The organism is Streptomyces sp. NPDC040410, from assembly GCF_055595715.1.
On the sequence record NZ_JBVIVK010000024.1, the window covers coordinates 1 to 23,417 of the forward strand.

Sequence of the window (23,417 nt, forward strand, 5' to 3'; positions counted from 1 at the left end):
AGAACACCCCGCTGCGCGAGGGCGGCGAGGAGTACCTCGACTCGGAGAAGTACCAGCTCAAACCCCGCGACTGGGAGACCGCCGAACGCGAGGGACGCACCCTCACCCCCCTCATCACCAAACTCAACGCCATCCGGCGGGCGAATCCGGCCCTCCGCCGGCTGCGTGGTCTCCACTTCCACCACGCGGACAAGGAAGCGGTGATCGCGTACTCGAAGCGGCAGGGTTCGAACACGGTTCTGGTGGTCGCCAACCTCGACCCGCACCACACCCAGGAGGCAACGGTCTCGTTGGACATGCCACAACTCGGCCTGGAATGGCACGAGTCGGTGCCGGTGCGCGACGAGCTCACCGGCGAGACCTATCACTGGGGCAGGGCCAACTATGTGCGCCTCGGGCCCGGCGGCGCGCATGTGCTTGCCGTCGGCCTGGGGTCCGGGGGTTATCCCCCGGATGAGCACAGCACGGTCCTGCGACCGTCCACCCCGCAGACCGGAGGGTCACCCACAACATGATCGTCAACGAGCCCGTCCCGGACACCTTCGAGGACACCCCCGCCAAGGACCGGGACCCGGATTGGTTCAAGCGCGCCGTCTTCTACGAGGTCCTCGTCCGCTCCTTCCAGGACAGCAACGGAGACGGTGTCGGCGACCTCAAGGGCCTGACCGCCAAGCTCGACTACCTGCAGTGGCTGGGCGTCGACTGTCTGTGGCTGCCGCCCTTCTTCAAGTCGCCCCTGCGCGACGGCGGCTACGACGTCTCCGACTACACGGCCGTCCTGCCGGAGTTCGGCGACCTGGCCGACTTCGTGGAGTTCGTCGACGCCGCACACCAGCGCGGCATGCGCGTGATCATCGACTTCGTCATGAACCACACCAGCGACCAGCACCCGTGGTTCCAGGAGTCGCGCAACGACCCCGACGGGCCCTACGGCGACTACTACGTGTGGGCGGACGACGACAAGCAGTTCCAGGACGCGCGGATCATCTTCGTCGACACGGAGGCCTCCAACTGGACCTTCGACCCGGTCCGCAAGCAGTACTTCTGGCACCGCTTCTTCTCCCACCAGCCGGATCTGAACTACGAGAACCCGGCCGTCCAGGAGGAGATGATCTCCGCGCTGCGGTTCTGGCTGGACCTCGGCATCGACGGCTTCCGGCTGGACGCGGTGCCGTACCTCTACCAGCAGGAAGGCACCAACTGCGAAAACCTTCCGGCAACCCATGAGTTCCTCAAGCGGGTGCGGAAGGAGATCGACGCCCACTATCCGGACACGGTGCTGCTGGCGGAGGCGAACCAGTGGCCGGAGGACGTGGTCGACTACTTCGGCGACTACCGGGGCGGCGGCGACGAGTGCCACATGGCGTTCCACTTCCCCGTCATGCCGCGGATCTTCATGGCCGTGCGCCGCGAGTCCCGCTACCCGGTATCGGAGATCCTCGCCAAGACCCCGGCGATCCCCTCCAACTGCCAGTGGGGCATCTTCCTGCGCAACCACGACGAGCTGACCCTGGAGATGGTCACCGACGAGGAACGCGACTACATGTGGGCCGAGTACGCCAAGGACCCCCGCATGCGCGCCAACATCGGCATCCGCCGCCGCCTCGCCCCCCTCCTCGACAACGACCGCAACCAGATCGAGCTGTTCACCGCGCTGCTGCTGTCCCTGCCCGGCTCGCCGATCCTCTACTACGGCGACGAGATCGGCATGGGCGACAACATCTGGCTCGGCGACCGCGACGCCGTCCGCACACCGATGCAGTGGACACCGGACCGCAACGCCGGCTTCTCGTCCAGTGACCCCGGCCGGCTCTACCTGCCGACCATCATGGACCCCGTCTACGGCTACCAGGTCACCAACGTCGAGGCGTCGATGGCGTCTCCGTCCTCACTGCTGCACTGGACCCGCCGCATGATCGAGATCCGCAAGCAGAACCACGCCTTCGGACTCGGCTCGTACACGGAACTCCAGTCCTCCAACCCGGCCGTGATCGCGTTCCTGCGCGAGCACGAGGACGATCTCGTCCTGTGTGTCAACAACTTCTCCCGGTTCGCCCAGCCGACGGAGCTGGATCTCAGTGCGTTCAACGGGCGGCACCCGGTCGAGCTCTTCGGCGGGGTGCGCTTCCCGGCCATCGGTGATCTGCCGTACCTGCTGACCCTCGCGGGCCACGGCTTCTACTGGTTCCGGCTCCGCAGGGAGGCCGCGTAGTACCCGCAGAACCCGTGGTGGGGCGGTTTCCCCCGCCCTCCCCGGGGCACGCATCAGTAGCACCCCGACGATCCGGGGAAAGGACGCGACGCCATGTCGGAAGCCGTCACCCGTACCGCCACGACAAGTCCCGGCCTCCTTGCGTCACTGGATCCACTGCTGCGGGAGTGGCTGCCACGGCAGCGCTGGTTCGCGGGCAAGGGACGCCCGGTCACCGGGTTCTCGCTGGTCGCGGCCACCGAGCTGATGCCGTCCGGCGGGAAGCTCGGCCTGCACCACCTGCTGGTGCAGGCCCATCAGCCGGTCACGCTGGGAGCCTCCGCCCACCCGGGCGACTGCTACCAGCTCCTGATAGGCCAGCGCGAGGCACTGCCGCCCCGGCTGGCGCCCGCGCTCATCGGCCACGTGGAAGAGGGCCCGCTCGCCGGACGCACGGTGTACGACGCCCTGCACGACGCCCGGCCCGCCGACCTGCTCCTGGAGGCACTGCGCACCGGGGCCCGGATCGGCGGGCTGCGCTTCGAACGGGACCCGCACCAGGAGATCCGCGAGGGACTGGTGCCACGCGTGATGACCGCCGAGCAGTCGAATTCGTCGGTCGTCTACGGGGATACGTTCATTCTGAAGCTCTTCCGCCGGATCGTGCCCGGCGTCCATCCCGACCTCGAACTGCCGCTGGCGCTCGCCCGCGAGAGCTGCCCCCGGGTGCCCGCGCCGACCGGATGGCTGCGGGCGGAGCTGGCCGGGCAGTCGTACGCGCTGGGCGTGCTGCAGCCCTTCGTACAGGGCGCGGCCGACGGCTGGGAGCTGGCGCTGCGCGAGCTGGCCAAGGGCGAGGACTTCGGCGCCGAGGCGCGGGAGCTCGGGCGCGCCACCGCCGAGGTGCACACGGCACTCGCCCGGGCGCTGCCCACGGTCACCCTCGGCCACAGCCAGTTGCACCTCCTGGCCGACGGCATGACCGAGCGCCTGGACGTCGCGGCGCAGGCGGTGCCCGCGCTGCGGCCGTACGCGCCAGGGCTGCACTCCGCCTTCACCGCGCTGGCCGACCTGGCCGCCGAGGGCCGTAAGTGGACCGCGCAGCGCGTCCACGGCGACCTGCATCTCGGCCAGTGCCTGTGTTCGCCCGCCGGGCAGTGGTCCCTGATCGACTTCGAGGGCGAGCCGTCCAAGCCGCTGGCCGAGCGCCGCATGCCGCAGCCGGCGGTGCGGGACATCGCGGGGATGCTGCGGTCCTTCGACTACGCGGCGCACTCGGCCGAGGTGCCGGTGCCGGGCTGGGCTGAGACCTGCCGGGCCGCGTACTGCTCCGGTTACGCGGAGGTCTCCGGCCGCGATCCGCGCATCGACCCCGTGCTGCTGCGCGCCTACGAGACGGACAAGGCGGTCTACGAGGTCCTCTACGAGGCCCGGCACCGCCCCGACTGGCTCCCGGTACCGCTGTCCGCGGTGCGTCGTCTCGCCTCACCCGACCCGTCCTGACCTCACCCTCGCCCAGGAGGCACCGCCCGTGACCCCCCGCCCAGCGTCCGAAGGTCCCGATCCGCAGAAGGCGGCCGAGGAGAAGAGCGTCGTACAGCCGGCGGCGGCCGCGAAGAAGCAGGCCGTCAGGCAGGCCGTGAACAAGGCCGTGAAGAAGACAGCGGAGAAGCAGACGGCGGAGAAACAGACCGCGGCGAAGAAGGCGGCAGCCAAGAAAACTGCGGCCAAGAAGACGGCGGAGAAGACGGCGCCGGCGAAGAACGCCACGGCCGAGAAGGCAACGGCGAAGAAGGCGGTGACCAAGAAAGCCGTGGCAAAGAAGGCCGTGGCAAAGAAGGCCGTGGCCAAGAAAGCCGTGGCCGAGAAGGTCACCGCGGCAACGGAAAAGGCCGCTCCCCGGAAGGCGGCCCCGCCGCCCGTCGCCGTCTCCCCCGCCATCGACGCCGCTGACCGCGAGCGGCTGCTCGGCGGCACCCACCACGACCCGCACGGGGTGCTCGGCGCCCATCCGGTCCCCGGCGGAGTGGCCTTCCGCGCCTTCCGGCCGTACGCACTGTCCGTCACCGTCGTCGCCGGGGACCTGCGGGCCGAGCTGCACGACGACGGGGAGGGCTTCTTCTCGGGTCTGCTGCCGTTGTCGGCCGTCCCCGTGTACCGGCTGCAGGTGGCGTACGAGGGGACGGTCCAGGACACCGAGGACGCGTACCGCTTCCTGCCGTCGCTCGGCGATCTCGATCTGCACCTGATCGGCGAGGGCCGGCACGAGCAGCTGTGGAAGGCGCTCGGCGCGGAGCCGATGACCCACCAGGGCGTGACCGGCACCCGCTTCACCGTGTGGGCACCGAACGCGCGCGGTGTGCGCGTGGCCGGCACCTTCAACTTCTGGGACGGATCGGCGTTCCCGATGCGCTCGCTCGGCTCCTCCGGCGTCTGGGAATTGTTCGTGCCCGGGATCGGCGAGGGCGAACTGTACAAGTTCGAGATCACCCGGACCGACGGTTCGAGGACCCTGCGCGCCGATCCGCTGGCCCGGCGCACGGAGGCCCCGCCCGCCACCTCGTCCGTCGTGACCGCCTCCCATCACGAGTGGGGCGACGAGGAGTGGCTGGCGCGCCGGGCCGACGCCCCTGCACACGAGGTTCCCTTCTCGGTCTACGAGGTGCACCTCCCGTCGTGGCGGCCCGGCCTGACGTACCGTCAGCTGGCCGACCAGCTGCCGGCGTACGTGAAGGACCTCGGCTTCACCCACGTGGAGCTGATGCCGGTCGCCGAGCATCCCTTCGGCGGCTCCTGGGGCTACCAGGTCACCGGCTTCTACGCCCCGACCGCCCGCCTCGGCACCCCCGACGACTTCAGGTACCTGGTCGACGCCCTGCACCAGGCCGGTATCGGCGTGCTGATGGACTGGGTGCCGGCGCACTTCCCGCGCGACGAATGGGCACTCGCGGAGTTCGACGGCCGTCCGCTGTACGAGCACGAGGACCCGCTGCGCGCCGCCCACCCCGACTGGGGCACCCTGGAGTTCGACTTCGGCCGCCGCGAGGTGCGCAACTTCCTTGTCGCCAATGCCGTTTACTGGTGCGAGGAGTTCCACATCGACGGCCTCCGGGTGGACGCCGTCGCCTCGATGCTCTACCTCGACTACTCGCGCGAGCCCGGCCAGTGGGTGCCGAACGAGCACGGTGGCCGGGAGAACCTGGACGCGGTGGCGTTCCTGCAGGAGATGAACGCAACCGTGTACCGCCGGGTGCCGGGCGTGGTGACGATCGCCGAGGAGTCCACCGCCTGGGACGGCGTCACGCGGGCGACCCACCACATGGGCCCGGGAGGTTTCGGCGGTCTCGGCTTCGGGCTGAAGTGGAACATGGGCTGGATGCACGACTCGCTCGGCTACGTGAGCCATGAGCCGGTCCACCGCAAGTACCACCACCACGAGATGACGTTCTCGATGGTGTACGCGTACAGCGAGAACTACGTGCTGCCGATCTCCCACGACGAGGTCGTCCACGGCAAACGCTCACTGGTGTCGAAGATGCCCGGCGACTGGTGGCAGCAACGCGCCGGCCTCCGCGCGTACCTGGGGTTCATGTGGGCCCACCCCGGGAAACAACTCCTCTTCATGGGACAGGAGTTCGCGCAGGGCGCCGAGTGGTCGGAGGCCCACGGCCCCGACTGGTGGCTGCTCGACCCCGCCTACGGGGCGGAGGCCGACCACCGCGGGGTCAGGGATCTGGTCCGCGACCTCAACACCGTCTACCGCCACACACCCGCCCTGTGGGAGCGCGACATCGACCCCTCGGGCTTCCAGTGGGTGGTCGGGGACGCCGCCGAGGACAACGTCTTCGCCTTCCTGCGCTTCGACGCCGAGGGCACTCCGCTGCTGGCGGTGTCGAACTTCTCCCCGGTGGTCCGCCACGATTACCGCCTGGGCGTCCCCGACTCCGTTCCCGCCTGGCACGAAGCCCTCAACACCGACACCGGGAGGTACGGCGGCAGCGACGTCGTCAATCCCGACCCGGTCAAGCCGGAGCCCCAGGGCTGGCACGGCCGCCCTGCGAGCATCCGCCTCACACTGCCGCCACTGGCGACGGTGTGGCTACGGCCGGCGTGATGTCGTGGTGCGCCTCTCGGCCGACCGAGTCGGGTGGTGTGCGGGCATAGGCCGGGGGTCTGGAGGCGGAGCCCCCGGGGACGGTCACGACATCACCGGCGCGCTTCCGCCAACGCGCCCGGCAGCGACCTCGTATACAGCACCCCCAACCGCTGAGTAGCCCGGGTCAGCGCCACGTACAGATCACTCGTGCCGTACCGCCCCGGCTCCACCACGAGGACGGAGTCGAACTCCAGGCCCTTCGACTGGCGGGGGTCGAGCAGGACGACCGCGCGGGTCAGGTCCGGCTCGGCGCCCGCCGTCACCCCGTCGAGCCGCGCGGCCAGTCTGCGGTGCAGGTCGCGCGGGGCGATCACGGCGAGGCGGCCCTCGTCCGGGGTCAGCTCCACGACCGCCTTGGCCACGGCGCCGGGCAGGTCGTCGGTGGCGCGTACCCAGGGCCGTACACCCGTCGACCGCACCGACCTCGGCGGTTCGAAGCCCGGGTGCTCCGCGCGGACCACCGCCGCCGCGAGGTCCATGATCTCGGCCGGGGTACGGTAGTTGACGCCTAGGCGGGTGTGTTCCCAGCGGTCCTCGACGTACGGCTGGAGGATCCGCTGCCAGGAGCCGACGCCTGCCGCCTCCGCGGTCTGCGCGGGGTCGCCGACCAGCGTCATCGAGCGGGTCGGGCTGCGCCGCATGAGCAGCCGCCAGGCCATCGGGGACAGCTCCTGCGCCTCGTCGACGATGATGTGCCCGAACGCCCAGGTGCGGTCGGCGGCCGCGCGTTCGGCGGCGCTGCGGTGGTCGTCCTCCTCGTGGCGTTCGGCGAACCGTTCGGCGTCGATGATGTCGTGCGCGGAGAGGACCTCCGAGTCCTCGTCCTCCTTGTCGTCGAACTCGTACGTCCGGGAGGCGTAGGACACCTCGAGGACGCCCTGCGCGTACGCCACCTGGTTCTCCCGCTCCCGTTGCGCGCGCGCCCGCGCCACCCGGTCGTCCTCGCCCAGCAGCTCCGCCGCCTCGTCCAGCAGCGGTACGTCCGCCACGGTCCACGCCCGGGTCACCGGGCGCCGGATCGCGCGCGCGTCCTCGTCGCCGACGTAGCCCTCGGGGTCGGCGAGGAAGTCCGCGACCAGGCGCTGCGGGGTCAGCCGCGGCCACAACCGGTCGATGGCGGACCAGACTTCGGGGTTCTCGGCGATCTCGTCGCGGATCTGGGTGATGTCGCTCGCGTCGAGGAGGTTCGTGCCGTCGTACGGGTCGGTGCCGATGCGTTCGGAGACCATGTCGGTGAGCGTGTTGAGGATGTGGCCCTCGAAGTGCTCGCGGGCCGCGTTGTGCGGCAGCTTCGCGGCACGGGTGCGCTCTCGGGCGACAGCCACCAGGCCGTCGTCGAGCATCAGGATCTCGCGGTCGTGCTCGATGGCGATGACGGGTTCGGGGAGCGCCTGCCGGTCCCGTACGACCGCTGCCAGGACGTCCGCCATGTCGGCGCGGCCCTTCACGGCGGCCGCCTCCGGTGTGTCCGTGGCCGTCGCCTTCACGCCGGGGAACAGCTCGCCGACCGTCGCGAGGAGCACGCCCGTCTCGCCCAGCGAGGGCAGTACCTCGCCGATGTAGCCGAGGAACGCGGGATTCGGGCCGACGATCAGGACCGCCCGCTTGGCGAGCAGCTCGCGGTACTCGTACAGCAGATACGCCGCCCTGTGCAGCGCCACGGCGGTCTTGCCGGTGCCCGGGCCGCCCTCGACCACCAGCACCCCGCGGTAGGGGGCCCGGATGATCTCGTCCTGCTCGGCCTGGATGGTCTGCACGATGTCACTCATGCGGCCGGTGCGCGCGGAGTTGAGCGCGGCGAGCAGCACGGCGTCGCCCGACGGGTCCTCGTGGCCGGTCCTGGTGGCGTCACCGAGGTCGAGGATCTCGTCGTGCAGGGCGGTGACCCGGCGGCCCTCGGTGGTGAGGTGGCGGCGCCGGCGCAGACCCATCGGGGTGTGGCCGGTGGCCAGGTAGAAGGGCCGGGCGACATCGGCCCGCCAGTCGATCAGGATCGGCGTGTGCTCGGCGTCGTCGGTGCGCAGGCCGATCCGGCCGATGTGGTGGCTGACGCCCGAGGTGAGGTCGATGCGGCCGAAACAGAGCGAGCCGTCCACCGCGTTCAGCGCGGCGAGCAGACCCGACCGCTCGGCGACCAGGATGTCCCGTTCCAGGCGGGCCTGCATGGGCGTGTTGCCCTGGGCGAGCGCGTGGGTGACGGAGGTCTCGGTGTCGCCGCGCAGGGCGTCCACGCGCGCGTACAGGCCGTCGATGAATTCCTGCTCGCGCCGCAATTCACTGTCTGGAAAGTCGGTGTTTGACAATTCCACTCCCGCCCGGATATACTGTGCTCACTGAACTTCTTTGCGACTCAATTCCCGTGAAGTCGCGAACCATTGAATATACGCAGAGAAATCCCCCGAGCGCAATTGCCCGGGGGATTTCTTCGTGTACCGGCCCGCACCGGCGAGGTCGTCAGAGCACGTCGGACAGTTCCTCCAGCAGCCGTCGCCTGGGGTGGGCCCCCACCATCGCCTTCACCGGCTCACCGCCCTGGAACACCATGAACGTCGGCATCGACAGCACGTTGTACGCGTTGGTCGTCGTCGGATTGGTGTCCACGTCCAGCTGGACCACCTTCAGGCGGCCGCTCGTCTCTTCGGCCAGTGCGCTGAGCACCGGCCCCATCTGCCGGCACGGCGGGCACCAGTCGGCGGTGAACTCCACCAGCACCGGCAGGTCCGCCCCGATCACCTCCGCCGCGAAGTCCGCGTCCCTCACCTCGGCCACGCCCGCCGCCTTGATCACTTGAGGATCCCTCCCAGTTCGCATCCCGGCTCCGGACCGCCCGGAACCTGCGCCTCGGCCGCCAGTTCGTCCCGCGCTCGCTCGGCCCTCGCCAGCTGCGCCCCGACCTGCGCCCGCACCGCCCGCAACTCGCCGATCAGCGCGTCGAGTTCGTCCAGCTTGCGCCGGTAGACCGCGAGCGAGGCGGGACACGCGTCGCCCTCCGGGTGCCCGGACCGCAGGCACTCCACGAACGGCCGCGTCTCCTCCAGGTCGAATCCGAAGTCCTGCAGCGTCCTGATCTGCCGCAGCAGTTTCAGGTCGCCCTCGTCGTACGTCCGGTACCCGTTCTCGCCCCGCCGCGCGGGCAGCAGCCCCCGCGACTCGTAGTACCGCAGCGTCCGTGTCGTGGTCCCGGCCCGCGCGGCCAGCTCACCGATTCGCATGCGTACGAACGTAGCCCTTGACGCCGACGTCAAGGCAACACCGCGGAGCCGCCAGGGCCCTGCGCGGTCGCCCTGACGCTCGCGAGGATCGGGCGAACGACGGTCTGGTGGCAAGCGAAGAGGCGGGCCGCTTCGCCGCGTCACGCTGGTGACCGCGGCGGGCGGGCCCGCCTCCTGTGCCGCTGGAGCGGCGGTGAAGCTGAGTTTCCGTGGTGACCGGGCGGCTGGGAGCGGGGGAGCGCTCAGCCGCCCGGTGTCTTGCGGGCGGGCCGGTGCGTCAGGCCCGGGCCAGCTCCTTCTCGCCGCCCTGCTCGGGAATCTCGGCGTGGGCGCCGTGGCCGTCGTCCATGAGCGTCGTCTCGTCGAAGGGGAGCCGGCCGGCCAGCACCTCGTCGACGCGCTCGCGGTCGATCTCCTTCGTCCAGGTGCCGATCAGGACCGTGGCGACGGCGTTGCCCGCGAAGTTCGTCAGGGCGCGGGCCTCGCTCATGAAGCGGTCGATGCCGACGATCAGGCCGACGCCGTCGACCAGGGCGGGCTTGTGGGACTGGAGGCCACCGGCCAGGGTCGCCATACCGGCGCCGGTGACACCGGCCGCGCCCTTGGAGGCGATCAGCAGGAAGAGCAGCAGCGGGATCTGCTCGCCGATCGACATCGGCGTACCCATGGCGTCGGCGATGAACAGCGAGGCCATGGTCATGTAGATCATGGTGCCGTCGAGGTTGAAGGAGTAGCCGGTCGGGACGGTGATGCCGACCACCGGCTTGCTGACACCCAGGTGCTCCATCTTGGCGATGAGCCGCGGCAGCGCCGACTCGGACGACGAGGTGGACAGGATCAGCAGGAACTCACGGCCCAGGTACTTGAAGAACGTGAGGATGTTGAGGCCCGCGACGATGCGCAGCAGCGCGGCGAGCACGATGAAGACGAAGAGGAAGCAGGTGGCGTAGAACCCGAGCATCAGCACTGCGAGGCTCTTGAGCGCGTCCAGGCCGGCCGAGCCGGTGACCGCGGCGATCGCAGCGAAGGCGCCGATGGGGGCGGCCCACATCACCATGGCGAGGATGCGGAAGACGAGCCGCTGGATGTGCTCGATACCGCGCAGGATCGGCTGGCCGGACTCGCCCATGCCCTGCAGCGCGAACCCGGCGAGGACGGCGACCAGCAGGGTCTGCAGGACCTCGCCCCCGGTGAAGGCGGAGACGATCGTGGTCGGAATGATCCCGAGCAGGAACTCGGTGGTGTCCTTGGCCTCCGTGTCGACCTGTGCGTGACCGGCGTCCTTGACCGCGTCGGTGAGCGCGAGGCCGTTGCCGGGGTCCAGGATGTTGCCGACGACCAGACCGATACCGAGCGCCACCAGCGACATCACGAGGAAGTAGCCGAGCGCGATACCGCCGACGGCGCCGACCTTGGCGGCCTTTCGTACGGAACCGATGCCGAGCACGATCGTGCAGAAGATGATCGGCGAGATCATCATCTTGATCAGGCTCACGAAGCCCGTTCCGATGGGCTTCAGCTCCACCGCGAAATCGGGCGCGGCCAGGCCTACGGCGATGCCGATGGCGACCGCGACGATCACCGCGATGTACAGGTAGTGGGTGCGGTCCCGCTTTGCTGCGGGTGCCTTCTCGGCTGCGCTGGTCACTGCGGCGCCCTCCTTGACGACGTCGTCAACATCACCGGCGTGCGGCTCACGTCCGGGGGTTATTGGGGATTGCCGTGACTATCTCCCGGCATGTGAAGCCGGTCACCCTTCCGTTCATTTAGTTCACGCCTACATCAGAGGCAGACTGACGGCATGCGCATCCCTGTCCCGAGACCCCGCAGCCTGGCCGGCCAGCTCTTCGCCATGCAGGCCGTACTGATAGCCGTCCTCGTCGCCGGGTACGCGCTGTTCACGTACGTCAGCGACCGCAGCCAGGCCGAGGACGCGGCAGGCCGCCAGGCCACGGCGGTGGCGCGCTCGGTCGCGAACGCCCCCTCCGTCCTGGCGGCGATCCGCACCCCGAACCCCACGGCCGCCCTCCAGCCGTACGCGCTGCGGGTCCAGCACGACACCGACGTCGACTTCGTCACGATCATGAACCCGCGGGGCATCCGCTGGACCCACCCCGACGAGAGCCAGATCGGCCGGCACTTCCGCGGCCACATCGACCGGGCGCTGAACGGGGAGTCCTTCACCGAGACGTACACGGGTACGCTCGGCCCGTCGGTCCGCGCGGTCACCCCCATCAAGGACGAGAACGAGCGCATCGTCGGCCTGGTCAGCGCGGGCATCAAGGTCGAGGCGATCAGCAAGCGGGCACAGGACCAGGTCACGGCGCTGGTCGGGGTCGCTGCCGGGTCCCTCGCCCTGGGCGCGATCGGCACGTACGTCATCAACGCCCGCCTGCGCCGGCACACCCACGGCATGAACGCGGCCGAGCTCAGCCACATGCACGACTACCACCAGGCCACGCTCCACGCCGTACGCGAGGGGCTGCTGATGCTGGACGCGCAGTACCGTGTGGCGCTGATCAACGACGGCGGACAGGAGCTGCTGGGGGTGACCGGAGACGTGGTGGGCAGGTCCGTGGCGGGCCTCGGACTGCCGGCTCCGCTGACGGGCGCGCTGCTGGCGTCCGAGCCGCGGGTCGACGAGGTGTACGTGACATTGGATCGGGTGCTGGTGGTGAACACGTCCCCGGTGTCCGGCGGCGAACGCCGGGGCACCGTGGTGACATTGCGGGATGTCACCGAACTCCAGTCCCTGATGGGCGAGTTGGACTCGGAGCGTGGCTTCACCCAGGCGCTCCGCTCGCAGGCGCACGAGGCGGCGAACCGTCTCCACACGGTCGTCTCGCTGATCGAGCTGGGGCGGGCGGACGAGGCGGTGGACTTCGCGACCGCCGAACTGGAACTGGCGCAGGAGCTGACGGACCAGGTGGTCGCGGCGGTCGGCGAGCCGGTCCTGGCGGCCCTGCTGCTGGGCAAGACGGCTCAGGCCAACGAACGCGGCGTGGAGCTGGTGGTGTCGCAGGAGAGCAGCCTGGACGACGGCCTGCTGCCCCCGTCGCTGCCCGCCCGGGACCTGGTGACGATCCTCGGCAACCTGATCGACAACGCGGTGGACGCGGCGCAGGGGAGCGCGCCGGGGCGGGTGACGGTGGCGGCATACTCGACCACCGCGGACGCCGCCGAACTGGTTCTGCGGGTCTCGGACACGGGCACGGGCGTGCACCCGGCGCACACCGAGGCGGTCTTCCGGCGCGGCTTCTCGACGAAGCCGTCGGGACCGGGCGGGCGGGGGCTGGGGCTGGCGCTGGTGCGGCAGGCGGTGAACCGGCACGGGGGCACCCTGTCGGTGTCGGAGGCGGAGGGGGGCGGGGCGGAGTTCGAGGTGCGGCTGCCCCTGGGAGACCGGGTCGGTCCGGCGGGTGTGTCCGCGGGTGCCGGTCCGGGCAACCCGGCCGACGGCTCCCGTTCGGGTCCGGGGGCCGGGGGCACGGGTCCGGCACAGGCGGCCGACACAACGATTTCGGCACGGACCGCCCGCACCACCGGCCCGTCCGAGGCGGCCGGCACCACGAGTTCGGCACAGGCGGCCGGCACCACGAGTTCGGCACAGACCGCCCGCACCACCGGCCCGTCCGAGGCGGCCGGCACCACGAGTTCGGCACAGACGACCGGCACCACCGGCCCGGCACAGACGACCGGCACCACGAGTTCGGCACAGACGGCCGGCACCACCGGTCCGGCCGAGGCGGCCCGCGTCACCGGCCCGGCACAGACCGCCGGGGGCGCCGCGACGGGCGGCACGGCTTCTGGAGGCGATGTATGACCGGGCGGTCGGCCACTGGCGCCGCGAGAGGCGGCACCACTGCGAGAGGCGACGTATGACGACCGAACAGCCCATCCGCGTCCTGGTCGTCGAGGACGACCCCGTCGCCGCCGACGCTCACGTCATGTACGTCGGCCGGGTGCCGGGGTTCGTGGCGGTCGGCAAGGCCCACACCGGCGCGGAAGCACGTCGCGCGCTGGAGCGGACACCGGTCGACCTGCTGCTCCTCGACCTCCACCTGCCGGACGTGCACGGGCTGCAACTGGCCCGCTCTCTGCGGGCGGCCGGCCATCATGCGGACGTCATCGCCGTGACGTCGGCGCGCGATCTGGCGGTCGTACGGGAGGGGGTGTCGCTGGGGGTCGTCCAGTACGTCCTGAAACCGTTCACTTTTGCGACCCTCCGGGACCGCCTGGTCCGCTACGCCGAGTTCCACGCGGCCGTGGGCGAGGCGAGCGGTCAGGACGAGGTCGACCGCGCTCTGGCGACGCTCCGGGCGCCGGGGCCGGCCGCGTTGCCGAAGGGGTTGAGCGCGCCGACGCTGGAGCGGGTGACGGTCGCGCTGCGGGACTGTGCCGAGGGGCTGACGGCCGCGGGGGTCGCGGAGACCGTCGGGATTTCCCGGATCACGGCCCGGCGCTATCTGGAGCATCTGGTGGAGGCGGGCAGAGCCGAGCGCAAGCCACTGTACGGGCAGGTGGGCAGGCCCGAGCTGGTGTATCGATGGGTCCGCGGGGCGGAGCGGAGCCGGTAGGCCGCACAAGCCCGGTCCGTTGCAGGTGGAACTTCGCCAGGCGCCTGGGCGGAGGCTTCGCGCTCGCTGGGGCCGCCACGGGGTGAATCCACCGAAGCCATATGCTCCTACCATCCGTAACGTTGGCCGAACAGACCGTAGTCACCGCGCCGTGGCGCCCCTACGTTGTGGCCCGTGCGCCGACGTCCAGCACCGCCGAACCAGCCCGCTCCCCCCTTCGACGCCCCCGCCGCCCGCCGACTCCGTACCGCCCTCGGCATGCAACCCGAGCATGTCGCCTACGGCATGCGTGCCTCGTACGGACTCCCGCACGTCACCCCGGACCTCGTCATAGCGTGGGAACGCGGGGGCACCGCTCCGACCAGCGCCGAAATCACCGGCCTCGCAGGCGTGTTGTGGTGCTCGGCCGGTGAACTCATCGGCAGTCCGCGCACCTTGCGCGAGCACCGTGTCTCCCGTGGTCTCGCCCCCGAGGACATGGCCCGCACCGTCGGCCTCGAACTCCTCGCCTATCTCCACATGGAGGACCACGACGAGTGGCGCGGCACCGAGCGCCAGTCGGCCGCGCTCGCCGGCCTGCTCGATCTCTCGCTCCCCGACTTCGTCAGTGTCACCGGGCGCGACGCGAAGCTCGCCGAACTCCTCCGCAGTGCCGTGACCAGGCGGTGGCAGGCGTACGTGCGCCCCCTCGGGAAACTGGTGCCCCTGGACCGGCGTCTCCTGGAGGACACCCTCCAGAAGCTGCACCGGGACTACCAGGGGCAGATGACGGCCACTCTCGGCTGGGGCGACGGCAGCGCGGCGAGCGAGTCCGGCGACCCGGGCCGCGACTTCCTCGACCGGATCGTGGAGGCCTTCTGGACGAACGTCGGGAGCAGCACCGGCTAGCAGAACACCGGCCGGCAGGGCCTAGGGCGTGTTTCGAAAGTCCCGTCTGGCCCGCGACGCCTGGCACGGCGCCTCGCCGCGTTGTCGGGGTCGCCCGCGTACGCCCAGTACGCGGGCGACCCTCCGCCTTGCGATGCACCGCACCAGACGCCGCGAGCCCCGCCCTTCGGGCGGACGACGCTACTTTCGAAACACGCCCTAGAACACCGACTCGGCCTCGTCCATCCGGTCCTTCGGCACCGTCTTCAGCTCGGTCACCGCCTCCGCGAGGGGCACCATCACGACGTCCGTCCCGCGCAGGGCCGTCATCCTGCCGAACTCACCGCGGTGCGCGGCCTCCACCGCGTGCCAGCCGAAGCGGGTGGCGAGGACCCTGTCGTACGCGGTCGGTACGCCGCCGCGCTGGACGTGGCCGAGGATGACCGGCTTGGCCTCCTTGCCGAGCCGCCGCTCGAGCTCGTACGCGAGTGCCGTACCGATGCCCTGGAAGCGCTCGTGGCCGAACTGGTCGATCGCGCCCTTGCCGTAGTCCATGGTGCCCTCGGCCGGGTGCGCGCCCTCGGCCACGCAGACCACCGCGAACTTCTTGCCGCGGGAGAAGCGCTCCTCGACCATCTTCACCAGGTCGTCCGGGTTGAAGGGACGCTCCGGCAGGCAGATGCCGTGGGCGCCGGCCGCCATGCCCGACTCCAGGGCGATCCAGCCCGCGTGGCGGCCCATGACCTCGACGACCATCACGCGCTGGTGGGACTCGGCGGTCGTCTTCAGGCGGTCCATCGCCTCCGTGGCGACCCCGACGGCCGTGTCGAAGCCGAAGGTCCGGTCCGTCGACGAGATGTCGTTGTCGATCGTCTTCGGGACACCGACCACCGGCAGGCCCGCGTCGGACAGCATGCGCGCCGCGGTGAGCGTGCCCTCGCCTCCGATCGGTATCAGCGCGTCTATGCCGAAGTCGCGGACGATGTCGGAGGCGTTCTCGCAGGCCTCACGCAGCCGGTCGCGCTCCAGGCGGGAGGAGCCGAGAATGGTCCCGCCGCGGGCGAGGATGCCGCTGACGGCGTTCAGGCCGAGGCTGCGGTAGCGGCCGTCCAGCAGACCCGCGTAGCCGTCCTCGAAGCCGATGACCTCGTCGCCGAAGTGGTCGACCGCTCGGTGCACGACCGACCGGATCACGGCGTTCAGGCCGGGGCAGTCGCCGCCTGCGGTGAGAACTCCGATGCGCATCGTGCTGTGTCTCCTGGTCGCTGTTGATGCCGGTGAGCCAGTCCGATTGTTTCATGCCGCCGAGGGGGGGGTGTCGCTCCCTTGCCGGCCGCCGGACGCACCCCTCCGGACCTCGGCCCTGGCGGGCGCCTTAGCTAGCCGCGGAGGTATTGTCAAGAGGGTTCTGCTCACCTAGGTGGGCGATTTTTGTGATCACCCGCGGCCCCTGTTGTCCGCCCGACAGACGAAACGGAGAGCACACGTGACGCGCAGCGTGTACGTGACCGGGATCGACCGCGGCGACGGCCGCCAGGTCGTCGAACTCGGGGTCATGGAGCTCCTGACCCGCCAGGTCGACCGGGTGGGCGTCTTCCGGCCGCTCGTCCACGAGGGGCCCGACCGCCTGTTCGAACTGCTGCGCGCCCGCTACCGCCTCTCGCAGGACCCGGCGACCGTCTACGGCATGGACTACCCGGAGGCGTCCGCGCTCCAGGCCGAGCAGGGGACCGACGAGCTGGTGTCGGCGCTCGTCGACCGCTTCCATCTCGTCGCCCGGGACTACGACGTCGTGCTCGTCCTCGGCACCGACTTCGCCGCCACCCAGCTCCCGGACGAACTGTCCCTGAACGCGCGGCTCGCCAACGAGTTCGGGGCGTCCGTCATCGCCGTGGTGGGCGGGCGGGGGCAGAGCACCGAGTCCGTGCTCGCCGAGACGCGCAACGCCTACCGCGCCTACGAAGGCCTCGGCTGCGACGTCCTCGCCATGGTCACCAACAGGGTCGCCCGGACCGACCGGGACGAGATCGCCCAGCGGCTCGCCTCCCGCCTCCCCGTGCCCTGCTACGTCCTGCCCGACGAACCGGCCCTCGCCGCCCCCACCGTCGCCCAGGTCGCGCACGCCCTCGGCGCCAAGGTGGTGCTCGGCGACGACTCCGGGCTCGCCCGGGACGCGCTGGACTTCGTCTTCGGCGGTGCGATGCTGCCGAACTTCCTGCACGCCCTGACGCCGGGCTCCCTGGTCGTCACCCCGGGCGACCGCGCCGACCTCGTCGTCGGCTCACTGGCCGCGCACAGCGCCGGCACCCCGCCGATAGCCGGGGTGCTGCTCACCCTGGGTGAGGTGCCGAGCGACGAGGTCCTCACGCTCGCGGCCCGCCTCGCCCCCGGCACCCCGGTGCTCTCCGTGGCCGGCACCAGCTTCCCCACCGCCGCCGAACTCTTCTCCCTGGAGGGGAAGTTGAACGCGGCCACCCCGCGCAAGGCGGAGACCGCCCTCGGTCTCTTCGAGCGGTACGTCGAGACCGCCGACCTGCTGGGCCGCGTCTCCACGCCGAGCAACGACCGCGTCACGCCGATGATGTTCGAGCACAAGCTCCTGGAACAGGCACGCTCCGAAAGGCGGCGGGTGGTCCTCCCCGAGGGCACCGAGCCGCGCGTCCTGCACGCGGCCGAGGTGCTGCTGCGCCGCAGCGTGTGCGACCTGACCCTGCTCGGCCCGGTCGACCAGATCCGCAAGAAGGCCGCCGACCTCGGCATCGACCTCGAGGGCGCCGAGCTGATCGACCCGGCCACCTCCGAGCTGCGCGACTCCTTCGCCGAGCAGTACGCCCTGCTGCGCGCCCACAAGGGCGTCACGGTGGAGCTGGCGTACGACGTGGTCTCCGACGTGAACTACTTCGGCACGCTGATGGTGCAGGAGGGCCTCGCCGACGGCATGGTGTCCGGGGCCGTGCACTCGACGGCCGCCACCATCCGGCCCGCCTTCGAGATCATAAAGACCAAGCCGGACGCTGACATCGTGTCCTCCGTGTTCTTCATGTGCCTCGCCGACAAGGTCCTCGTCTACGGCGACTGCGCGGTCAACCCCGACCCGAACGCCGAGCAGCTCGCGGACATCGCCGTCCAGTCGGCCGCCACCGCCGCGCAGTTCGGCGTGGAGCCGCGGATCGCGATGCTGTCGTACTCGACGGGCACGTCCGGCTCCGGCGCCGACGTCGACAAGGTGCGGGAGGCCACCGAACTCGTCCGCTCGCGGCGGCCCGACCTCAGGATCGAGGGGCCGATCCAGTACGACGCGGCCGTCGAGCCGACGGTGGCCGCGACCAAGCTTCCGGAGTCCGAAGTCGCCGGCCAGGCCAGCGTGTTGATCTTCCCCGACCTCAACACCGGCAACAACACCTACAAGGCCGTGCAGCGTTCGGCCGGCGCGATCGCCGTCGGACCGGTGCTGCAGGGTCTGCGCAAGCCGGTCAACGACCTGTCCCGGGGCGCGCTCGTCCAGGACATCGTCAACACCGTCGCCATCACGGCGATACAGGCCCAGTCCCCCAGCGAGAAGGCAACCGCCCAGTGAGCTCCCACCCGTCGCCCATCGCCGCCCCGTCCGACGAGCTGCGCCCGGCCCCCCTTGCTTCTCGCGTCCTCGTCCTCAACTCCGGCTCCTCGTCGGTGAAATACCAGCTGCTCGACATGCGCGACAGCAGCCGGCTGGCCGTGGGCCTCGTCGAGCGCATCGGCGAGCAGACCTCCCGGCTCAGGCACACCCCGCTGTTCCGAGGCGGCGAGAGCCGTGAGCGGACCGGCCCGATCGCCGACCACCACGCCGCCCTCAAGTCCGTGGCGGAGGAACTGGCCAGGGACGGGCTGGGGCTCGACTCGCCGGAACTGGTCGCGATCGGGCACCGGGTGGTGCACGGCGGGAAGTTCTTCACCGAGCCGACCGTGATCGACGACGCCGTGCTCGCCGAGATCGAGCGGTTGATCCCGGTGGCGCCGCTGCACAATCCGGCCAACCTCACCGGCATCCGCACGGCCCGTGCGCTCCGGCCGGACCTCCCCCAGGTCGCCGTCTTCGACACCGCCTTCCACACCACGATGCCGGAGTCGGCCGCCCGCTACGCGATCGACGTACGGACCGCCGACGAGCACCGGATCAGGCGGTACGGGTTCCACGGGACCTCGCACGCGTACGTGTCCCGGGCGGCCGCCGGGCTGCTCGGCAGGGCGCCGCAGGACGTCAACGTCATCGTGCTGCACCTCGGCAACGGGGCGTCCGCCTCCGCCGTACGCGGCGGGCGGTGCGTGGACACCTCCATGGGGCTGACGCCGCTGGAGGGGCTCGTGATGGGTACGCGCTCCGGAGACATGGACCCGGCCGTCATCTTCCATTTGATGCGCGTTGGCGGAATGTCCACGGACGAGATCGACACTCTTCTCAACAAGAAGAGCGGTCTGATCGGTCTGTGCGGGGACAACGACATGCGGGAGATCCGCCGCCGTGTCGACGAGGGTGACGAAGAGGCGCAACTCGCCTTCGACATCTACATTCACCGCCTGAAGAAGTACATCGGCGCCTATTACGCCGTACTCGGCCGGGTGGACGCGATCGTGTTCACGGCCGGGGTCGGCGAGAACGCGGCGCCGGTGCGGGCGGCCGCCGTCGCGGGCCTGGAGGAGCTGGGCCTGGTGGTGGACGGCGAGCTGAACGCCGTACGCAGCGACGAGCCGCGGCTGATCTCGCCCGAGCACGCGCGGGTCGCCGTGGCCGTGGTGCCCACCGACGAGGAACTGGAGATCGCCACACAGACGTATGCACTGGTCGGAAAGGACGACTGAGGGAATACACGGCAGTAACACGCCTGAGCGCGGACCCGCCCATTTGTATTTTCCACCAGACGGAATATTCCGCAGCGAAACAAACCGATAGGATCGCCTCATGCGCCGTTCGAAAATTGTCTGTACTCTCGGCCCCGCGGTCGACTCCCACGAGATGCTCGTGTCCCTGATCGAAGCCGGGATGAACGTGGCCCGCTTCAACTTCAGCCACGGCACCCACGCCGAACACCAGGGGCGGTACGACCGCGTCCGGGCCGCCGCCAAGGAGACCGGCCGGGCCATCGGTGTCCTCGCCGACCTGCAGGGCCCGAAGATCCGTCTCGAGACCTTCGCCGAGGGGCCGGTCGAGCTGGAGCGCGGCGACGAGTTCGTCATCACCACCGAAGACGTCCCGGGCGACAAGCAGATCTGCGGTACGACCTACAAGGGCCTGCCCGGTGACGTCGACCGCGGCGACCAGATCCTGATCAACGACGGCAACGTCGAGCTGAAGGTCCTCGACGTCGAGGGCCCGCGGGTGCGGACGATCGTCATCGAGGGCGGTGTCGTCTCCGACCACAAGGGCATCAACCTGCCCGGCGCGGCCGTGAACGTCCCCGCGCTGTCCGGGAAGGACATCGAGGATCTGCGCTTCGCGCTGCGTATGGGCTGCGACCTGGTCGCGCTGTCCTTCGTCCGGGACGCCAAGGACGTCGCCGACGTCCACCGGATCATGGACGAGGAGGGGCGCCGGGTCCCCGTCATCGCCAAGGTCGAGAAGCCGCAGGCGGTGGAGAACATGGAGGACGTCGTGATGGCGTTCGACGGCGTGATGGTCGCCCGTGGCGACCTGGCCGTCGAGTACCCGCTCGAAAAGGTCCCCATGGTGCAGAAGCGCCTGATCGAGCTGTGCCGGCGCAATGCCAAGCCGGTGATCGTGGCGACCCAGATGATGGAGTCGATGATCACCAACTCCCGGCCGACCCGCGCCGAGGCGTCCGACGTCGCCAACGCGATCCTGGACGGCGCGGACGCGGTCATGCTGTCGGCGGAGTCCAGCGTGGGCGCGTACCCGATCGAGACCGTGAAGACGATGTCGAAGATCGTCGCCGCGGCCGAGGAGGAGCTGCTGGCGAAGGGCCTGCAGCCCCTCGTCCCCGGCAAGAAGCCGCGGACACAGGGCGGTTCGGTGGCCCGTGCGGCCTGCGAGATCGCCGACTTCCTCGGCGGCAAGGGTCTGGTGGCCTTCACCAAGTCCGGTGACACCGCCCGCCGTCTGTGCCGCTACCGCGCCTCCCAGCCGATCCTCGCGTTCACCACGGACGAGGGCACCCGCAACCAGCTGGCGCTCAGCTGGGGCGTCGAGTCGCACATCGTGCCGTTCGTGAACAGCACCGACGAGATGGTCGACCTGGTCGACCAGGAGCTCATCAAGCTGAACCGCTTGAACGACGGTGACATCGTCGTGATGACCGCCGGCTCGCCCCCCGGCGTGCCCGGCACCACCAACATGGTCCGCGTCCACCACCTGGGCGAGGGCACCCGCCACTGACCCGAGTGCCGCACACAGACCTGTGGCCCGGCCCCCGCGCAGGCGGAGGAACCGGGCCACAGGTCTGTGTGCGGCTCCCGAACGGGCTTTGCGGGGTGCTCAGTCGGTGACGTACTGGTGCAGCCCGGGAACGGTCAGCGTGCCGCCGAACTGGCCGGCCTGCTGGACCTTCACATTGGTGAAGTAGATGAACGGGATGTTCAGCGGCGGCGGGCTGTCCGGGCTGAAGGTGACCGGGATCAGGCCGAACAGGTTGCCGGAGATGCTCTCCGTGTACATGAGCGTGTCGCCGTTGCGGATCGTGGACGTCGTGCCCTTGCCGGCCTGAACGTGGTAGGTCTTGCCGGCCTGCTTGTCCTGCACCGTCTGGTGCAGGTCGCCGATGTCGGTCCCGTCGGAGATGACGAACTTCAGGACCTTCTTGATCTTGCCGCTCGCGGTCCGCACCTTGACGATGCCCTGGTAGTCGGCACCTTTCAGCGTCAACGAACTGGCGTTCAGGTACCAGGGGTCGTCGGGCAGGTCGACCTTGTTGTCGACACCGCCCTCCTCGTCCGTGGCGACCGCGCAGTCCTCGATGTCCGTGGTGGAGCTCGCGGACGGGCTCGGGGAGGACGTGGCGTCCTCGGCCGCCTCCTCCGCTGCCCTGGTGGTGTCCTCGGCCGTCTCGGACGCCGTGTCGGTCGTGTCCTCCACGGTGTCCTTCACCGTGTCGGTGACCTTCTCGGTCGTCTCCTCTGCTGCGTCGGACGAGCCGGACGAGCCGGACGACGTGTCCTTGTCGTCGGCGCTCTCCGACGCGGAGGGTGACGGAGTGGGGCTCACGCTCGCCGTGGAGTCGTCGCCGCCGGTGAAGACGTCTTCGATCGCGTCCCCGATGGTCTCCAGCAGGTTGCCGTCGCTCTCGGACGCCGAGGGGGCCGGCGTCGCGGTGTCACCGCTCGACGACGACTCGTTCTCGGACGCCGAGGACGTGGGCTCGGCCTTGTCGTCGTCGGCCTTGTCGTCGTCGGCCTTGTCGTCGCCGGAACCCGAATCCGACGACGAGCTGTTGCCCGAGTCCGAGGAATCCGGCGTGGACGTCGCCGACGGGGTCGGCTCCGCCGACTCGTCCGTGTCGTCCGACGCGTCGTCACTTGCCGTGGCGGAGGGCGACGGTGTGGCCGAGGCGGACGCGTCGTCCTCCAAGGCCGCCACGCACTCCTTGTACTCGTCGGCCGCCTGGCTGTTGGACGTCGGCTGGTCCTCGGCATTGGCGAGAGTCGGTGTGAACCCCATTCCCATGAGGACCGCGGTCGGCATCGCCGCCAGGGCTATCGCCTTGCCGGCCGGCATGTGGAGCCTGGTGAACAGCGGCTTTTTCGGTGCCGCATGGCGCGGCCCGGTTCTCACACGGGACGCATCCACGTCAGTCCCGTGGGTCACCTCGTCAGCCGGCACTGTGCCTCCCGTTCGCCCCGTTCGCCGGGCTCGTTCCTGACAGATCGTTCGACTCGCCCACCGGGTCGATGTCCTTGCCGAGCAGCGGGCCCGCGCTCGAGGGGGCACCGTCGGCGAGGCTGCCGCCTCCGGTGACCGCGCCCTTGGGGGTACCGCCCGCCACCGCGCCGTCCTCCGACGCCGGCTCCACACCCGGCGCCCACGACACGGCCATCGCGCCGCCGATCATCGAGAACAGGAAGCCGATGATGAAGCCGCCGAAGTTGGAGACGGGGAGGGACACCAGCGCCAGCAGGATCGCCGCGATGCCCGCGAAGGTGCGGACGTGCTTCTGGAACCACAGGCTGATGCCCAGGACGACCAGCAGCACGCCGATGATGAGGGATCCGGCGCCGGCGGTGGTCGACATGGCCAGCGTCAGGTGACCGAGCTGGAGGTGCGCATACGGGAAGTACATGATCGGAAAGCCGCCGAGCAGGACGAACAGGCCGGCCCAGAACGGGCGAGTGCCCCGCCAGGCACGGAACTGCAGCCTCCGGCGGGTGAACTGGCCGGGTGTGGCGGAAGTCTCGGCGCTCATGGAAAACAGCTCCCTGGTGCGGCG

Annotated in this window: 16 protein-coding genes and 1 pseudogene; 10 read left to right on the top strand and 7 right to left on the bottom strand. The window is 70.3% G+C overall.

Annotated features, from left to right (window positions below; translation table 11 throughout):
• The 4 genes and pseudogenes from ACZ562_RS32640 to glgB all read left to right on the top strand — a co-directional run.
• A pseudogene (locus ACZ562_RS32640) lies at positions 1-515 on the top strand (alpha-1,4-glucan--maltose-1-phosphate maltosyltransferase); the annotation flags it as partial.
• Positions 512-2,212 (top strand): maltose alpha-D-glucosyltransferase, encoded by a 1,701-nt coding sequence (gene treS, locus ACZ562_RS32645; RefSeq protein ID WP_471186652.1) that lies wholly within the window; start codon positions 512-514, stop codon positions 2,210-2,212. The pseudogene ACZ562_RS32640 and the gene treS, both read left to right, overlap by 4 nt.
• Positions 2,213-2,305: 93 nt before the next feature.
• The gene (locus ACZ562_RS32650; protein ID WP_471186655.1) at positions 2,306-3,694 is read left to right on the top strand and encodes a maltokinase N-terminal cap-like domain-containing protein; all 1,389 of its coding nucleotides are present in this window, start codon (positions 2,306-2,308) and stop codon (positions 3,692-3,694) included.
• Between the two features lie 28 nt (positions 3,695-3,722).
• Positions 3,723-6,305, top strand: coding sequence for a 1,4-alpha-glucan branching enzyme (gene glgB / locus ACZ562_RS32655; RefSeq protein ID WP_471186658.1), 2,583 nt, complete (start codon positions 3,723-3,725; stop codon positions 6,303-6,305).
• Between the two features lie 92 nt (positions 6,306-6,397).
• On the opposite strand, the gene ACZ562_RS32660 is transcribed toward glgB, so the two are convergent.
• The 4 genes from ACZ562_RS32660 to ACZ562_RS32675 all read right to left on the bottom strand — a co-directional run bounded on the left by ACZ562_RS32660 (position 6,398) and on the right by ACZ562_RS32675 (position 11,207).
• Positions 6,398-8,668: a HelD family protein gene (locus ACZ562_RS32660; RefSeq protein ID WP_471186890.1), complete on the bottom strand. Its 2,271-nt coding sequence runs from the start codon at positions 8,666-8,668 to the stop codon at positions 6,398-6,400.
• Positions 8,669-8,801: 133 nt separating this feature from the next.
• Positions 8,802-9,134, bottom strand: a complete 333-nt coding sequence (locus ACZ562_RS32665) for a thioredoxin family protein (protein ID WP_471186661.1) — start codon at positions 9,132-9,134, stop codon at positions 8,802-8,804.
• Positions 9,131-9,559, bottom strand: coding sequence for a MerR family transcriptional regulator (locus tag ACZ562_RS32670; RefSeq protein WP_471186664.1), 429 nt, complete (start codon positions 9,557-9,559; stop codon positions 9,131-9,133). Before ACZ562_RS32670 ends, ACZ562_RS32665 begins: the two co-directional genes overlap by 4 nt.
• Before the next feature lie 277 nt (positions 9,560-9,836).
• The gene (locus tag ACZ562_RS32675; RefSeq protein ID WP_471186667.1) at positions 9,837-11,207 is read right to left on the bottom strand and encodes a cation:dicarboxylate symporter family transporter; all 1,371 of its coding nucleotides are present in this window, start codon (positions 11,205-11,207) and stop codon (positions 9,837-9,839) included.
• Between the two features lie 153 nt (positions 11,208-11,360).
• Here ACZ562_RS32675 and ACZ562_RS32680 point away from each other — a divergent pair, with 153 nt between their 5' ends.
• The 3 genes from ACZ562_RS32680 (at position 11,361) to ACZ562_RS32690 (ending at position 15,024) form a co-directional block, all read left to right on the top strand.
• Complete coding sequence (locus ACZ562_RS32680) at positions 11,361-13,382, top strand: sensor histidine kinase (RefSeq protein WP_471186670.1); 2,022 nt, start codon at positions 11,361-11,363, stop codon at positions 13,380-13,382.
• A 55-nt stretch (positions 13,383-13,437) separates the two neighbouring features.
• A complete protein-coding gene (locus ACZ562_RS32685) occupies positions 13,438-14,136 on the top strand; it encodes a response regulator (RefSeq protein WP_471186673.1) in 699 nt (232 codons plus the stop codon).
• Between the two features lie 174 nt (positions 14,137-14,310).
• On the top strand, positions 14,311-15,024 hold the full coding sequence (locus tag ACZ562_RS32690; RefSeq protein WP_471186676.1) for an XRE family transcriptional regulator: 714 nt from the start codon (positions 14,311-14,313) through the stop codon (positions 15,022-15,024).
• A gap of 198 nt (positions 15,025-15,222) precedes the next feature.
• Here the strand turns inward: ACZ562_RS32690 and ACZ562_RS32695 are convergent, their stop codons facing one another.
• Positions 15,223-16,248 carry an ATP-dependent 6-phosphofructokinase gene (locus ACZ562_RS32695; RefSeq protein WP_471186679.1) on the bottom strand — a complete coding sequence of 342 codons (1,026 nt, stop codon included), beginning with the start codon at positions 16,246-16,248 and terminating at the stop codon, positions 15,223-15,225.
• 241 nt (positions 16,249-16,489) lie between these two features.
• Here ACZ562_RS32695 and pta point away from each other — a divergent pair, with 241 nt between their 5' ends.
• The 3 genes from pta (at position 16,490) to pyk (ending at position 21,373) form a co-directional block, all read left to right on the top strand.
• Positions 16,490-18,580, top strand: coding sequence for a phosphate acetyltransferase (pta, locus tag ACZ562_RS32700; RefSeq protein ID WP_471186682.1), 2,091 nt, complete (start codon positions 16,490-16,492; stop codon positions 18,578-18,580).
• 38 nt (positions 18,581-18,618) lie between these two features.
• Complete coding sequence (locus tag ACZ562_RS32705) at positions 18,619-19,842, top strand: acetate kinase (protein WP_471186892.1); 1,224 nt, start codon at positions 18,619-18,621, stop codon at positions 19,840-19,842.
• A 100-nt stretch (positions 19,843-19,942) separates the two neighbouring features.
• Positions 19,943-21,373 (top strand): pyruvate kinase, encoded by a 1,431-nt coding sequence (gene pyk / locus ACZ562_RS32710; protein WP_471186685.1) that lies wholly within the window; start codon positions 19,943-19,945, stop codon positions 21,371-21,373.
• 99 nt (positions 21,374-21,472) lie between these two features.
• Here pyk and ACZ562_RS32715 read toward each other — a convergent pair whose 3' ends face one another.
• Both ACZ562_RS32715 and ACZ562_RS32720 read right to left on the bottom strand, forming a co-directional pair.
• Positions 21,473-22,813 carry a hypothetical protein gene (locus ACZ562_RS32715; protein ID WP_471186688.1) on the bottom strand — a complete coding sequence of 447 codons (1,341 nt, stop codon included), beginning with the start codon at positions 22,811-22,813 and terminating at the stop codon, positions 21,473-21,475.
• On the bottom strand, positions 22,803-23,393 hold the full coding sequence (locus ACZ562_RS32720) for a DUF6114 domain-containing protein (RefSeq protein WP_471186691.1): 591 nt from the start codon (positions 23,391-23,393) through the stop codon (positions 22,803-22,805). The genes ACZ562_RS32715 and ACZ562_RS32720 overlap by 11 nt, the downstream gene beginning before the upstream one ends.
• Positions 23,394-23,417: the final 24 nt, after the last annotated feature.

What these genes read in the sequence shown, in the direction of transcription:
- treS (WP_471186652.1), top strand. Translation starts at nt 512, where the DNA reads ATGATCGTCAACGAGCCCGTCCCGGACACCTTCGAGGACACCCCCGCC.
- ACZ562_RS32650 (WP_471186655.1), top strand. Translation starts at nt 2,306, where the DNA reads ATGTCGGAAGCCGTCACCCGTACCGCCACGACAAGTCCCGGCCTCCTT.
- ACZ562_RS32670 (WP_471186664.1), bottom strand. Translation starts at nt 9,559, where the DNA reads ATGCGAATCGGTGAGCTGGCCGCGCGGGCCGGGACCACGACACGGACG.
- ACZ562_RS32680 (WP_471186670.1), top strand. Translation starts at nt 11,361, where the DNA reads ATGCGCATCCCTGTCCCGAGACCCCGCAGCCTGGCCGGCCAGCTCTTC.
- ACZ562_RS32685 (WP_471186673.1), top strand. Translation starts at nt 13,438, where the DNA reads ATGACGACCGAACAGCCCATCCGCGTCCTGGTCGTCGAGGACGACCCC.
- ACZ562_RS32695 (WP_471186679.1), bottom strand. Translation starts at nt 16,248, where the DNA reads ATGCGCATCGGAGTTCTCACCGCAGGCGGCGACTGCCCCGGCCTGAAC.
- pyk (WP_471186685.1), top strand. Translation starts at nt 19,943, where the DNA reads ATGCGCCGTTCGAAAATTGTCTGTACTCTCGGCCCCGCGGTCGACTCC.
- ACZ562_RS32720 (WP_471186691.1), bottom strand. Translation starts at nt 23,393, where the DNA reads ATGAGCGCCGAGACTTCCGCCACACCCGGCCAGTTCACCCGCCGGAGG.